This is a genomic window from Hydrogenophaga sp. ZJX-1 (assembly GCF_048590325.1).
In the GTDB taxonomy this organism is placed as follows: Bacteria; Pseudomonadota; Gammaproteobacteria; order Burkholderiales; family Burkholderiaceae_C; genus Hydrogenophaga.
In genome coordinates, this window is the sequence record NZ_JBMBRA010000004.1 from 321,079 (window position 1) to 334,501 (window position 13,423).

General features: G+C 66.8%; 11 protein-coding genes. 9 read left to right on the forward strand and 2 right to left on the reverse strand.

Features of this window, described 5'->3' with window-relative positions:
- Window positions 1-5 precede the first annotated feature (5 nt).
- The gene (locus ACN5W5_RS13480; protein ID WP_420049010.1) at window positions 6-320 is read right to left on the reverse strand and encodes a c-type cytochrome; all 315 of its coding nucleotides are present in this window, start codon (window positions 318-320) and stop codon (window positions 6-8) included.
- Between the two features lie 125 nt (window positions 321-445).
- On the reverse strand, window positions 446-2,131 hold the full coding sequence (locus ACN5W5_RS13485) for a cytochrome D1 domain-containing protein (protein WP_420049266.1): 1,686 nt from the start codon (window positions 2,129-2,131) through the stop codon (window positions 446-448).
- A gap of 248 nt (window positions 2,132-2,379) precedes the next feature.
- Between ACN5W5_RS13485 and cobA the strand changes: the two genes are divergently transcribed.
- From cobA to ACN5W5_RS13530, 9 genes are all read left to right on the forward strand, one after another.
- A complete protein-coding gene (gene cobA, locus ACN5W5_RS13490; RefSeq protein WP_420049011.1) occupies window positions 2,380-3,228 on the forward strand; it encodes a uroporphyrinogen-III C-methyltransferase in 849 nt (282 codons plus the stop codon).
- A gap of 34 nt (window positions 3,229-3,262) precedes the next feature.
- Window positions 3,263-3,889 carry a LysE family translocator gene (locus ACN5W5_RS13495; RefSeq protein ID WP_420049012.1) on the forward strand — a complete coding sequence of 209 codons (627 nt, stop codon included), beginning with the start codon at window positions 3,263-3,265 and terminating at the stop codon, window positions 3,887-3,889.
- A 66-nt stretch (window positions 3,890-3,955) separates the two neighbouring features.
- Window positions 3,956-5,227: a nitrate- and nitrite sensing domain-containing protein gene (locus tag ACN5W5_RS13500; RefSeq protein WP_420049267.1), complete on the forward strand. Its 1,272-nt coding sequence runs from the start codon at window positions 3,956-3,958 to the stop codon at window positions 5,225-5,227.
- A gap of 365 nt (window positions 5,228-5,592) precedes the next feature.
- Complete coding sequence (locus ACN5W5_RS13505; RefSeq protein WP_420049013.1) at window positions 5,593-6,963, forward strand: CmpA/NrtA family ABC transporter substrate-binding protein; 1,371 nt, start codon at window positions 5,593-5,595, stop codon at window positions 6,961-6,963.
- A 2-nt stretch (window positions 6,964-6,965) separates the two neighbouring features.
- Window positions 6,966-7,940, forward strand: a complete 975-nt coding sequence (locus ACN5W5_RS13510) for an ABC transporter permease (RefSeq protein WP_420049014.1) — start codon at window positions 6,966-6,968, stop codon at window positions 7,938-7,940.
- A gap of 19 nt (window positions 7,941-7,959) precedes the next feature.
- A complete protein-coding gene (locus ACN5W5_RS13515) occupies window positions 7,960-9,822 on the forward strand; it encodes an ABC transporter ATP-binding protein (protein ID WP_420049015.1) in 1,863 nt (620 codons plus the stop codon).
- Between the two features lie 317 nt (window positions 9,823-10,139).
- Window positions 10,140-11,387 carry an MFS transporter gene (locus tag ACN5W5_RS13520; protein ID WP_420049268.1) on the forward strand — a complete coding sequence of 416 codons (1,248 nt, stop codon included), beginning with the start codon at window positions 10,140-10,142 and terminating at the stop codon, window positions 11,385-11,387.
- Between the two features lie 129 nt (window positions 11,388-11,516).
- Window positions 11,517-12,212: a substrate-binding domain-containing protein gene (locus tag ACN5W5_RS13525; RefSeq protein ID WP_420049016.1), complete on the forward strand. Its 696-nt coding sequence runs from the start codon at window positions 11,517-11,519 to the stop codon at window positions 12,210-12,212.
- Window positions 12,213-12,251: 39 nt separating this feature from the next.
- Window positions 12,252-13,370, forward strand: coding sequence for an HPP family protein (locus ACN5W5_RS13530; protein WP_420049017.1), 1,119 nt, complete (start codon window positions 12,252-12,254; stop codon window positions 13,368-13,370).
- The last annotated feature ends 53 nt before the right edge of the window (window positions 13,371-13,423 follow it).

Genomic DNA, 13,423 nt, shown 5'->3' on the forward strand with positions numbered 1-13,423 from the left:
TCAACTCAGGACTTCAGGATCACCGCAATGGCGTCCTTCAGGTCGCCGTCGCCGATCTTGTCGACGCCGTTGGGCGACATGGGGATCGGACCAAACACACCCGAGCCGCCCTTGCGGACCTTCTCGAACAGCTTGGCCGCCACGTCCTGCCCCTTGTACTTGGCCGCGATGTCCTTGAACGAAGGCCCAACCAGCTTCTTGTCCTTGGCATGGCAGGCCATGCAGCCGGACTGGGTCAACGCCGCCTCGCCATCGGCGAAGGCAGCACCGGACCCCAGCGCCATGAAGGACGCCAGCAGCAACAGACTCACTTTTTTCATTTAAAGCTCCAAAACAGCAACAACAACGAAGTGCCCCACCCCAGGGCCCCGTGGAACCGGCTTCGCCGGGCCACCAGGGCCGTCCCCCCTCCGGGGGGAAGCCGCGTCAGCGGCGCAGGGGGGCGTCAATAGACATCGTGTTGCGTGTTGTTCACGTTGAAGTGCCCCGTCGGCGTGATCAGGCGCGGGTCCTTGATCACGGCCTTGAGCTTGAGCGTCTTGTCATCGACGATGACCAGCGCGCTCTCCTTGTTCTTGGCGCTCCACACCGAGAACCACACCTCGTCGCCCGCCTTGTTGAACTCGGGCTGCACGACGCGTTTGGCGCCGTCGTCCTGGATGCCCGCCCACTCGGCGATCGGCAGCACGACAAAACCCTTCTCCAGGTTGTTGATGTCGTACACCGCGACCGATTGCGAGATCTTCGGATCGGGGTTCAGCGGCGTGTCCGAATACAGGTGCTGGCTCTTCGGGTGGCTCTTGATGAAGAGCGCGCCGCCGCCCTGGCCGGTGAGGGTCTGCACGACCTTCCAGGCTTGCTTGGGGTGCTTGACCGGATCGGTGCCGATGAGCGAGATGGTCTCGTCACCCAGGTGGCCGGTGGACCACACCGGGCCGAATTTCGGATGGGTGAAGTTCGCACCTCGGCCGGGGTGGGGAATCTTGCCCACGTCGATCAGCTTCGTGAGCTTGCCTTCCTTCAGATCCACCGCAGCGATCTTGTTGCTGTTGTTGGCCGCCACCATGAAGTAGCGCTTGGTGGAGTCCAGGCCGCCGTCGTGCAGGAAGCGCGCGGTGCCGATGGTGGTGATCTTCAGCGCGTCGATGTTCGAGTAGTCCACCAGCAGGGTCTGTCCGGTTTCCTTGACGTTCACGACGAACTCGGGCTTGTAGTGGCTGCCGACGATGGAGGCCACGCGCGGCTCGGGGTGGTACTCCTGCTTGTCGACGGTCATGCCGCGGGTCGCCACGATCTTCAGCGGCTCCAGCGTGTCGCCGTTCATGATCACGAACTGGGGCGGCCAGTAGGAACCGGCAATGGCGTACTTGTCTTCAAAGCCCTTGTACTTGCTGGTCTCCACCGAACGCGCTTCCAGGCCGGTGCGGATCTCGGCCACGTTGTCGGGCAACTCCATCCACAGGTCGATCATGTTGATCTTGGCGTCGCGCCCGATCACGAACAGGTAACGGCCCGAGGCCGACAGGCGCGAGATGTGCACCGCGTAGCCGGTCTTGACGATGTTGATGATCTTCTTGGTGTCGCCGTCGATCAGCGCCACTTCACCGGTGTCCCGCAGCGTGGTGCTGAAGATGTTGGTGATGTTGAAGTTGTTCATCTTCTTCTTCGGCCGCTTTTCTGGCGGCACGATGACCTTCCAGGTCGCCTTCATCTGCTCCATGCCGAACTCGGGCGGGGTTGGCGGCTCGTGCTGGATGTAGCGCGCCATCATGTCCACCTCTTTTTCGGTCATCTCGCCGCTGGTCTGCCAGTTCGGCATGCCGGCGGGCGAGCCGTAGGCGATGAAGACCTTGAGGTAGTCGGTGCCCTTGCCGACCGTGATGTCGGGCGTGAGCGGTTTGCCGGTGGCGCCCTTGCGCAGCACGCCGTGGCAGCCCGCACAGCGCTCGAAATACACCTTGCGCGCCACATCGAACTCGGTCTGCGTCATGGGCGGCGCCTTGGGGTTCACGCTCTGCACCATGGGCTCGGCGCCGATGGGGGAACTGCCCGCCTGGTAATTGGCTTCGGGCTGGCTGACGCCCTTTTTGTCCTGCGCGTGCAGAGCGCCGGCAACCAGCATGGCCGCCATCGCGAGCGAGCTCAGGATGATCTTGGTGGGTTTCATGGGTTCTTTCTCTCCATCTCGGATCAGCTGTGGATGTGGCCCTCCTCCCTCCTGGGGTGTCGGACCCGCTCGCCTGGCTGCTGTCCATCGCCGGTCAACGAGCTGCATGCATCGTCGGGCGGTGCGCGCGCCTTGTCCTTGAACTGGTTCAAGGACTCGGGGTTTCTCCGCAAGAACAATGGGCGACACACAGATAACCAGGAGAAAACCCCATGAGCGTGATGGAACACAGTCGCTGGCTGGCGCCGGCCTGGCCCGCAGACGGCGCGCCGACGAGCGACCACCCCCCCGGCCTGGTGACCCTGGTGGGCGCCGGTCCCGGCGACCCCGAGCTGCTCACCCTGAAGGCGGTGAGGGCCCTGCAGGCCGCGAAACTGGTGCTCTACGACCACCTGGTGAGCCCGGCCGTGCTCGACTTCCTGCCGCCCGACGCCGACCGCGTGTACGTGGGCAAGGAATCGTCGCGCCACACCCTGCCCCAGGCCTCGATCATCGAACTCATGCTGCGGCTCGCGCGCAGCGGGCGCCCGGTGCTGCGCCTGAAGGGCGGCGACGGCTACATCTTTGGCCGGGGCGGCGAAGAGGCCCAGGCGCTGGCCGCGGCCGGCATCCCCTTCACCGTGGTACCCGGCCTCACCGCCGCGCAGGGCGCTGCCGCCTCGGTGGGCATACCGCTGACCCACCGCGACCACGCCTGCGCACTCGTGCTGGCCACCGGCCACACGCGCGACGAGCGCGGCCTCGACATGGACTGGCCCATGCTCGCGCGCCCGCGCCAGACCGTGGTGCTCTACATGGGTGTGAACAACCTGCCGGATATCTGCCACCAGCTGATCGCCCACGGCCTGCCGGGCGACACCCCGGCCGCACTGGTGGAGAAAGCCACCCTGCCCGACGAGCGCTGCATCACCGGTGCCCTGGCCGACCTGCCCCAGCTGGCGCTGACCCATGGCGTGAAACCGCCGGCCCTCATCATGGTGGGTGGCGTGGTGAGCCTGCGCGCCGAGCTGATGCCCCACCCCGGCGCCACGGAGCGCCAGCGCGCTGCCGCCATGGCCTGAGAGACCGCGTCCCGCGCCTGCGAGACAATCGGGCATGACATCCTTCGACACCAGTCTCAGCTTTTTCGGCGTCGCCATCTTGCTGGGTCTCGCGCCCGGCCCCGACAACGTGTTTGTGCTCATGCAATCGGCCCTGCGCGGGCGGCGCGCCGGTCTGTGGGTGGTGCTGGGACTGTGCACCGGCCTGATCGTGCACACCCTCGCCGTGGCCGTGGGCCTGGCCGCGGTGTTCGCGGCCTCGGCCCGGGCCTTCACCGTGCTCAAGACCGTTGGCGCCGTCTACCTCGTCTGGCTGGCCTGGCAGGCGTTCACCGCACCGGTGGACAACGGCACCGACGGCACACCACCCGATCTCGGTGGCCGCGCCATGTTCGGCCGCGGCGTGCTCATGAACCTCACCAACCCCAAGGTGGTGATCTTCTTCCTGGCCTTTCTGCCGCAGTTCGTTGAGCCGGAGGCCGGCGCGGTGGGCCTGCAACTGGTCTGGCTCGGCGGGCTGTTCATCGCGGCCACGCTGCTGACCTTTGGCGCGATCGCCTGGTTCGCCGCCACACTGGGCCAGTGGCTGCGCCGCTCGCCCACCGCCCAGCGCGGCCTGAACCGCGTGGCCGGCGTGGTCTTTCTCGGACTGGCGTCCCGGCTCGCCATGGCCGAGCGCTGATGGCCGCGTGGCGCCAGCGGCACGCTTATTGCTGATTCCACCGGCATGCCCCACAACCCGCCGCCCCTGAAGTCGGGCCTCAACTTCCTCATCGCCGCCAAACGCTGCGAGATCGACGCGCTGCGCCAGCTCTCGCTCACCAGCGCGCTGGTGAACGTCACCGGCCGGCTGATCCACGGTCTGCAGCGCGAACGCGGTCTGTCCAACCTGTTTCTGGGCTCACAGGGCACCCGCTTCGCCGAAGCGCGCTTGCAGCAGATCGCCGAATGCCAGGCCACCGAAGCCGAGCTGCGTCGCTGCTTCGACAGCCTCGACACCCAGGCCGCGCACCTCGGTCATGGCGCACGCCTGTTCAGCCGCATCGCCTATGTGCTGCACGGGCTGGACGCCCTGCCCGCCCTGCGCGAGCGCATCGACACCCAGGCCTGGACGGCGCGCGACACCACCGAGGCCTTCGTGCGCCTCATTGCCGGCCTGCTGGCGGTGGTGTTCGAAGCCGCCGACAGCGCCAGCGACCCCGCCATCTCGCGCCAGCTGGTGGCGCTGTTCAACTTCATGCAGGGCAAGGAATTCGCCGGCCAGGAGCGCGCTGCCGGCTCGGCCCTGTTCGCCAGCGGCCGCGCCGACAGCGCCGGGCAGCAGCGCCTGCTGCACCTGATCGATTCGCAGGAACGCTGCCTGCAGGTGTTCAAGGAATTCGCCAGCGACGAACTCGCCACGCTCTGGGCCACCGCCGACCGCGACACCGTCGACGCCCGGGCCGAGCTGGAGCGCCTGCGCCGTGTGCTCTGCACCGCCGCCGACGGCAGCCCGCTCGACGCCAACCAGAGCCAGCCGTGGTTCGACTGCTGCAGCCTGCGCATGGACCGCATGAAAACGGTGGAAGACCGGCTGGCCGACAGCCTGCAGCGCCTGTGCGAACACAAGACCCAGGCCGCCCTGACCGAGCTGCTGGCCTTCGAGGGCATCCACCCGGTTGCTGTCCAGCCCGACGACGCGCTCTCGTTTTTCCACGACCCGGTGCCCGACCACGTGAGCGGCACCAGCCCGGCGCAAGCCTATGGCGTGCAGCTGGACCGCTCGATCCTTGATCTGGTGCAGGACCAGGCGCGCCGTTTGCAGGCCGTCAGCGACGAGCTCGACACCGTGCGCGCCAGCCTCAATGAACGCAAGCTCGTCGAACGCGCCAAGGGCCTGCTGATGGCACACCGCAACCTGAGCGAGGCCGAGGCCCACAAGACCCTGCGCCAGATGGCCATGAACCAGAACCGCCGACTCATCGACGTGGCCGAAGCGGTGCTGTCCATGGCCGAGGTGCTGCCCGAACGGCGGCGCTGAAACCAAGCGCCGTGCTGCAGCGCACAAAACCCGTGCCGCACGCCGCCAGTGCACCAAGCTGAGGCCCAACGCACCGAGTTCTGGCCCTGCCGCGGGTATCCGAGGCACCTGCCGGGACACCTGACAGGACCGTTTTTTCCTTGAATAACAAGGATCTTCCTCAGATTACCCGATCACGCCAGCCATCTGGCACGGTCCCTGCTTGATAAAAAGCAAAGGAATAGCGCCAAAGGCGGCGCGATCCCGAAGTCTCCCAAGACACACAGGACAACGGCGTCCATTTCAAGCCCGCACCAAGCTGGGCTGGAAATGGGCGCCGTTTTGTTTTTGGCCCCCGCTTTTTTTTAATCAGCAAGGAGTTCTGCATGACCGATGCCTCTTTCAACGTCAACCGCCGCCGTTTCGCCACCAACGCCCTGGCCCTGGCCGGTGCGTCGACCCTGGGTCTGCCCGCTCTGGCGCAGAAAGCAGGGCGCCCGGAGAAGGAAGCCCTGAAGTTCGGCTTCATCAAGCTGACCGACTGCGCCCCGCTCGTGGTGGCCTACGAAAAGGGCTACTTTGAAGACGAAGGCCTGAACGTGACGCTCGAAGCCCAGGCCAACTGGAAGGTGCTGCTGGACCGCGTGATCGACGGCCAGCTCGACGGCGCGCACATGCTGGCCGGCCAGCCACTGGGTGCCACCATCGGTTTCGGCACCAAGGCCGACATCGTGACCGCCTTCAGCATGGACCTCAACGGCAACGCCATCACGGTGTCCAACGCGGTCTGGGCCGAGATGAAAAAGCACCTGCCCATGAAGGACGGCAAGATCGCCCACCCGATCAAGGCCGACGCACTGAAGAAGGTCGTGGACGCCTGGAAGAAAGAGGGCAAGGCCTTCAAGATGGGCATGGTCTTCCCGGTTTCCACGCACAACTACGAGCTGCGCTACTGGCTCGCCGCGGGTGGCCTGAACCCGGGCTACTACACCACGAGCGACATCAGCGGCACCAGCAAAGCGGACGTGCTGCTTTCCGTGACCCCGCCGCCCCAGATGCCGGCCACCATGGAGTCGGGCACGATCCACGGCTACTGCGTGGGCGAGCCCTGGAACCAGCAGGCGGTGTTCAAAGGCGTGGGCGTGCCCGTGATCACCGACGACGAGATCTGGAAGAACAACCCGGAGAAGGTGTTTGGCGTGACCGGCGCCTGGGCCAAGGCCAACCCCAACACCCACATCGCCGTGGTCAAGGCGCTGATCCGCGCTGGCCAGTGGCTCGACGCCTCCATGGCCAACCGCATCGAGGCGGTGAAGATGCTGTCCAAGTCGCAGTATGTGGGCGCTGACGAGGCCGTGATCGCCAACAGCATGACCGGCACCTTCGAATACGAGAAGGGCGACAAGCGTCCCTCGCCAGACTTCAACGTCTTCTTCCGCAACTACGCCACCTTCCCCTTCTACAGCGACGCCATCTGGTACCTCACGCAGATGCGCCGCTGGGGCCAGATCACGGAAACCAAGCCGGACAGCTGGTACATGGACATCGCCAAGAAGGTCTACCTCCCCGGCGTGTACATGCAGGCCGCCAACGCGCTGATCGCCGAGGGCAAGCTCAAGGCCACCGACGTGCCCAAGACCGATGGCTTCAAAGGCGTGCAGACCGGCTTCATCGACGGCGTGGCCTACGACGGCCGCAAACCGAACGACTACCTCGGCAAGTTCAAGATCGGCCTGAAGGCCGCTGACAAGGTCTGACCATGGAACTCGTGAACAAACTCCTGGGCGGCGGCGTGGCCGCCCTGCGCGATCCGCGCGAAATGGGCCGCGCCTTCATGATGTCGGTCGGCGTTCCCGTCATGGCCTTCGCGCTCTTCCTGGCGCTGTGGTCCGCGGCGGCCTCGCGCATCCAGACCAGTCTGGGTGCGGTGCCGGGCCCGGTTCAGGTGGCCGTGCAGGCCAAGGCGCTGATCGAGGAACACTTCTCCGAGCGCGAGCGCGAAGCCGCCTTCTACGAACGCCAGATCGCACGCAACAAGGAGCGCCTGGCCGAAGACCCGAGCTACGAACCGCGCAACTTCCAGTGGACCGGCAAACGCACCTACATCGACCAGATCATCACCAGCCTCTACACCGTGTTCGTGGGCTTTCTGCTCGCCACGGTGGTGGCGGTGCCGCTGGGCATCCTGGCCGGAACCTCCAAGATCGTGCAGGCCGCCATCAACCCGATGGTGCAGATCTTCCGCCCGGTCTCGCCACTGGCCTGGCTGCCCATCGTGACGCTGATCGTCAGCGCGGTCTACGTGACCACGGGCGAACCGATGTTCCAGAAGTCGTTCCTGATCTCGGCCATCACCGTCACGCTGTGTTCGCTGTGGACCACGCTGATCAACACCGCCATCGGCGTGACCTCGGTCGACAAGGACCTCGTGAACGTCGGCAAGGTGTTGCAGTTGCCGCTGGGTACACGGGTGCGCAAGATCATCCTGCCCTCGGCCCTGCCCTTCATCTTCACCGGCATGCGCCTGTCGCTCGGCGTGGGCTGGATGGTGCTGATCGCCGCCGAGATGCTGGCGCAGAACCCCGGGCTGGGCAAGTTCGTCTGGGACGAGTTCCAGAACGGCAGCTCCGATTCGCTGAGCCGGATCATGGTGGCCGTGTTCACCATCGGTCTCATCGGCTTCGGCCTCGACCGCCTGATGCAGTTGCTGCAGAACCTGGCCGCCCACCGCTGACCCCGCAGGAGCCCGAAGCATGAACCTCGCCCTGAAAACCCAGGACACCTTCAGCCCCATGGCGCGTGCAGCACGGGCGGCGCAGGCGGTGCCGTCGGCGTCCGGCCCCGCGCTGGTCGCCGTGCCGGCCCCCGCTGCGCTCGAACTGCGCAACGTCAGCAAGTCGTACGGCCATGGTGGCGCGCGCACCGAAGTCCTGAAGAACCTCAACCTGCGTGTCGAACCCGGCGAATTCGTGGCCATCGTCGGCTTCTCCGGCAGCGGCAAGACCACGCTCATCAGCCTGCTGGCGGGCCTGATCGCCGCCGACCAGGGCGACGTGCTCAAGGCGGGTGCTCCCATCACCGGGCCCGGACCCGACCGCGGTGTCGTGTTCCAGAACTACTCGCTCATGCCCTGGCTGAGCGTGCGCGACAACGTGGCCCTCGCGGTCGACCGCGTGTTCGCCAGCGAAAGCGCCGAGCAGCGCGCCGAGCGCGTGCGCCGCTACGTGTCCATGGTCGGCCTCACGCCCGCCATCGACAAGAAACCGGCCCAGCTCTCCGGCGGCATGCGCCAGCGCGTCTCGGTGGCGCGCGCCCTGGCCACCGACCCCGACGTGCTCCTGCTCGACGAACCGCTCTCCGCCCTGGATGCCCTCACACGGGCCAACCTGCAGGACGAGATCGTGCGGATCTGGAGCGAAGACCGCAAGACGGTGGTGCTGATCACCAACGATGTGGACGAGGCCCTGATGGTGGCCGACCGCATCATCCCGCTGGACGTGGGCCCCGGCGCCACGCTGGGCCCGTCGTTCACGGTGGACATCCCCCGCCCGCGCGACCGCCGCGCCATGAACCACGACGCGCGCTTCCAGCAGTTGCGCGGCGAGATCACCCAATACCTGATCGCGCTCTCGCACCGGACCGCGGCGCAACAGCGCGGCCAGGTCATCACCTTGCCCACGCTCGTCCCGCGCGGCAGCAAGGTGCGGGAAGTCGGCCCCACGCTGGCCAGCCGCATGAACCTGCGACACGGGGCGCTGGCCGAGCGCATCGAAGGCGAATTGCAGCAGGCCGTCCTGGCGCAGCCCGTGACGGACAACAGCGCCCGCCCGACCGATGACCGCTTTGTCGAGTTCTCGCAACTGATCAAGGTCTATCCCACGCCCAAGGGCCCGCAGACCGTGGTGGACGGCTTCGACCTGAAGATCCGCAAGGGCGAGTTCATCTCGGTCATCGGGCACTCGGGCTGCGGCAAATCCACCGTGCTGTCGATGATGGCCGGCCTGACCGACATCACCGAGGGCGTGATCGTGCTTGATGGCCGTGAGGTGGCCGACGCCGGCCCGGACCGCGGTCTGGTGTTCCAGGCCCCCAGCCTGGTGCCCTGGCTCAGCGCGTTCGACAACGTGATGCTGGGCGTGGCCCGTGTCTTCCCGCACGCCACCGAAGCCGAGCGCCGCGACACCGTGGGCTACTACCTCAACCGCGTCGGCCTGGGCTCGGCCATGAACAAGCACGCCAGCGAACTCTCCAGCGGGATGAAGCAGCGCGTGGGCATTGCCCGCGCCTTCGCCCTCAACCCCAAGATGCTGCTGCTGGACGAACCCTTTGGCATGCTGGACTCGCTCACCCGCTGGGACCTGCAGGAGGTGCTGATGGAAGTCTGGTCGCGCAGCCAGGTCACGGCCATGATGGTCACGCACGACGTGGACGAAGCCATCCTGCTGGCCGACCGCGTGGTGATGATGACCAACGGGCCGCGCGCCAAGATCGGCAAGGTGATGGACGTGACCCTGCCCCGCCCGAGAACCCGCGAGGCCCTGCTGGCGCACCCGCGCTACTACGAACTGCGCGAAGAACTGATCGGCTTCCTCGAAGACTGCGGCAGCCAGCACTGAGCGTTTCACCCGCCCATTCACCAAGGCGCCAACCCAAGAAGGGGCATGTCTTCGGGCATGCCCCTTTTTCTGTGCCCGGTGGCCCGGGCATCACCGGGATGGTGCACTGCGCCTGCCCCCTGCCGCGCCCCGACACCCACAAAACGGGCATGAAATTTGCTCGATATCCGCAAGGCTAACGAAGGCCTTGCTCGATGCTTGGCATCGCCCGCCCCGGGCGATCCACAGCGCCCCATCCGTGGCACCCTGCCGTCTGGCATCAGGGTCACCGCATGGGTTTGAAACTCCCACCACCCCTCTCTCAAAAGGTCCACGCCATGGCGGGCTTCCGTACGTTCCTGAAAAGCGGGCACACCCCGACGCTCTTTGCAGCTTTTTTCTACCTCACGTTTTCGTTCGTGATCTGGGTCATGAACGGCGCCATGGCGCCCTTCATCAGCGAGGAGTTCAACCTCACGCCGGCCCAGAAGGGCCTGCTGCTGTCCATCCCTATCGTGGCGGGCGCGATCATGCGGTTCCCGCTCGGCCTGCTGGCGCAGTACGTGGGCCGCAAGACCGCCACGCTGGTCGAGCTGGCGCTGATCTGCTTCACGATGGCGTACGGCTACTTCTTCGTGCAGAGCTACGACGACATGCTCAAGATGGCGCTGTTGCTGGGCGTGGCCGGCGCGAGTTTCGGTGTGGCCATGTCGCTGGGTTCGGGCTGGTACCCGCCCAAGTACAAAGGCCTGGCCATGGGCCTGGTGGGCGCGGGCAACGCCGGCACCGCCATCGCCGCGCTGCTGGCGCCGCCACTGGCGCAGGCCTACGGCTGGCAGACGGTGTACGGCTTTGCGGCCATCGCCTCGGTCGTGCCCATGCTGGTGGTGGCCTTCATGGCCAAGGAGCCGCCCGACCGCGACGAACACGCCAAGATCAGAGACCACCTGGCCTGCCTGCTGGAAAAAGACGGCTGGGTCTTCAGCCTGATCTACGTCGTCACCTTCGGCGGCTTCATCGGCATCACCACCTTTCTGCCCACCTACTACTACGACCAGTTCGGCGTGAGCAAGGTGCAGGCCGGTCAGCTGACCATGCTGGCCGCGCTGATGGGCGCGGTGGTGCGCATCTTCGGCGGCTGGATTTCCGACCACTGGGGCGGCGTCAACACGCTGACCGTGGTGCTGGTCGTGGTGTCGTTCGCGCTGGTGGGCGTGGGCCTGTCGTCGCACTCCATCGTGCTGACCACGCTGCTGCTGATCGTCTGCTTCGCCGCGCTGGGCGCGGGCAACGGTGCGCTGTTCCAGCTGGTGCCGCTGCGCTGGCCCACCTCCACCGCCGTGGCCGGCTCCATGATCGGCGAGATCGGCGCGCTGGGCGGTGGCCTGGTGCCGGCCATGATGGGCCAGTCCAAACAGCACACCGACAGCTTCCTCACCGGCTTCATCGTGATGGCGGTGTTCTCGGTGCTGATGCTGGGCGTGATGCGCACGATGCAGGTGCGCTGGACGCGGACCTGGGCGGAGAAAGGTGGGCGAGCTCGCACAACGCCCGATCTGCGCACGCCGCAACCCCATTCGCCCTGAGCCAGTCGGTGGGTTCGCCTGGGCGCCGACAGCCCCGGACCATGGGGGCGGCTTGCGGTTAAATTGCACGGGTTCGCGCCGCCGCACGGCGGCGCGCCTTCCCACCCTTGCACACCCGGAGCTGACCGCATGGCGTCCCCCATCCGCATCATTTCTTCCATGGCCACCAAACAGGTGCTGGCCGACCTGATCGCCCTCTACCAGCAGGCCCACCCGGACACGGTCATCGAGCTTGAATCCGTCGGCGGTGTGGACGCAGCCAAACGTGTGCGGGCCGGTGAAGCGTTCGACATCGTGGCCCTCGCGTCCAACGCGGTGGACCAGCTCACGGCCGACGGCAAGGTCGTGGCCGGCAGCAAGGTCGACGTGGTGCGCTCCGGCGTGGCGCTGGCCGTGCGCAGCGGTGCGCCGCACCCCGACATAGGCAGCGAAGCCGCCGTGAAACAGGCCGTGCTCGCCGCACCCACGCTGGGTTATTCCACCGGCCCCAGTGGCGTGCAACTGGCCAAGCTGTTCGAGCGCTGGGGCATCGCAGACCAGATCAAAGACCGCATCGTCACCGCCCCGCCGGGCGTGCCCGTGGGCTCGCTGGTGGCCAAGGGCGAGGTGGCGCTGGGTTTCCAGCAACTGAGCGAACTCATGAGCCTGGAGGGCATCGACGTGCTCGGCCCCCTGCCCGCACAGATCCAGATCATCACCACCTTCTCGGCCGGCCTCGCCACCACATCCACACAGCCCGAAGCCGTGCGCGCGCTGCTGGCGTTCTGGGTGTCCCCAGCGACCGAGCCAACGAAACAACGCAACGGGATGGAAGCGGCGCACTGAAGCGGTCACCGGTGCAACAAGGCCGCTGAAAGCCCACTCTTGAACCCGCTGCTGAACTGGCTGCGTTCGTTCTACCCGGCCCCGCTGACCATCGGCCGTGGCGAGCTCTGGCTGAGCAGCGTGGGCGTGGGCCTCGGGCTGCTGTGCACCGACTGGCTCAGCCGCCATGCGCTGGGCACATCCAGCGTCTGGTTCATCGCACCCATGGGCGCCTCGGCGGTGTTGCTGTTTGCGGTGCCGGCGAGCCCGCTGGCGCAGCCCTGGTCCATCATCGGCGGCAACGTGCTCTCGGCGCTGATCGGGGTGGCCTGCCACCAATGGCTTGGCTCCACAGGCCTGGCCGCCGCGGTGGCGGGCACCGGTGCCGTGGCCGCCATGTTCGCGCTGCGCTGCCTGCACCCGCCCGGCGGCGCGGTGGCGCTCACGGCCGTGCTGGGCGGCCCGGCGATCCACGAACTGGGTTTTGGTTTTGCGCTCTGGCCCGTGGCCGCCGACTCGGCGGTCATGCTGGCGCTGGCCCTGCTGTTCAACAACGCCATGGGGCGCAGCTACCCGCATCACGGGGCGACCAAGAGCCGCCCCCACGACACGCGCGACCCTTTGCCCACCCAGCGCGTGGGCTACAACAAGGAAGATCTCGATGCCGCGCTGGCCTCGTTCGGCGAGCTGCTCGACATCGACCGCCACGACCTGGAAGAAATCATGACGCGCGCGCAATTGCACGCGCAACGCCGTCACTGGGGCGGCGTGCGGTGCCAGGACATCATGTCGCGCGACGTGGTGAGCGTGGGCCCCGGTGATTCGGTCGACGAAGCCTGGGCCCGTCTGGCGCACCACAAGATCAAGGCGTTGCCGGTGGTGAATGCCGTCAACGAGCTGGTGGGCATCGTGTCGCTGCACGACTTTTTCATCGGTCAGAGCGCGCCCGCGCCCAGCCGCGTGCCGCGCATGAACACCGCACGCCGGGTCGAAGACATCATGACCCGCAAGGTGCGCACCGCCCGCCCCGAACAGGCCATCGCCGATCTGGTGCGCGGGTTCTCCGACGGTGGTCTGCACCACATGCCCGTGCTCGACGCGCAGGACCGTCTGGTGGGCATGGTCACGCAGTCGGACCTGGTGGCCGCCCTGTTCATGGCCCCCGCCGGCCCGGCCTGAAACCCGCGGTGAATCCCCCGCGCGGCGCGGGGACGAAGGCCTCAAAAATGGCC

Coding starts and splice junctions, on each gene's coding strand:
- ACN5W5_RS13480 (WP_420049010.1), bottom strand. CDS start 320: ATGAAAAAAGTGAGTCTGTTGCTGCTGGCGTCCTTCATGGCGCTGGGG.
- ACN5W5_RS13485 (WP_420049266.1), bottom strand. CDS start 2,131: ATGGCGGCCATGCTGGTTGCCGGCGCTCTGCACGCGCAGGACAAAAAG.
- cobA (WP_420049011.1), top strand. CDS start 2,380: ATGAGCGTGATGGAACACAGTCGCTGGCTGGCGCCGGCCTGGCCCGCA.
- ACN5W5_RS13495 (WP_420049012.1), top strand. CDS start 3,263: ATGACATCCTTCGACACCAGTCTCAGCTTTTTCGGCGTCGCCATCTTG.
- ACN5W5_RS13505 (WP_420049013.1), top strand. CDS start 5,593: ATGACCGATGCCTCTTTCAACGTCAACCGCCGCCGTTTCGCCACCAAC.
- ACN5W5_RS13510 (WP_420049014.1), top strand. CDS start 6,966: ATGGAACTCGTGAACAAACTCCTGGGCGGCGGCGTGGCCGCCCTGCGC.
- ACN5W5_RS13515 (WP_420049015.1), top strand. CDS start 7,960: ATGAACCTCGCCCTGAAAACCCAGGACACCTTCAGCCCCATGGCGCGT.
- ACN5W5_RS13520 (WP_420049268.1), top strand. CDS start 10,140: ATGGCGGGCTTCCGTACGTTCCTGAAAAGCGGGCACACCCCGACGCTC.
- ACN5W5_RS13525 (WP_420049016.1), top strand. CDS start 11,517: ATGGCGTCCCCCATCCGCATCATTTCTTCCATGGCCACCAAACAGGTG.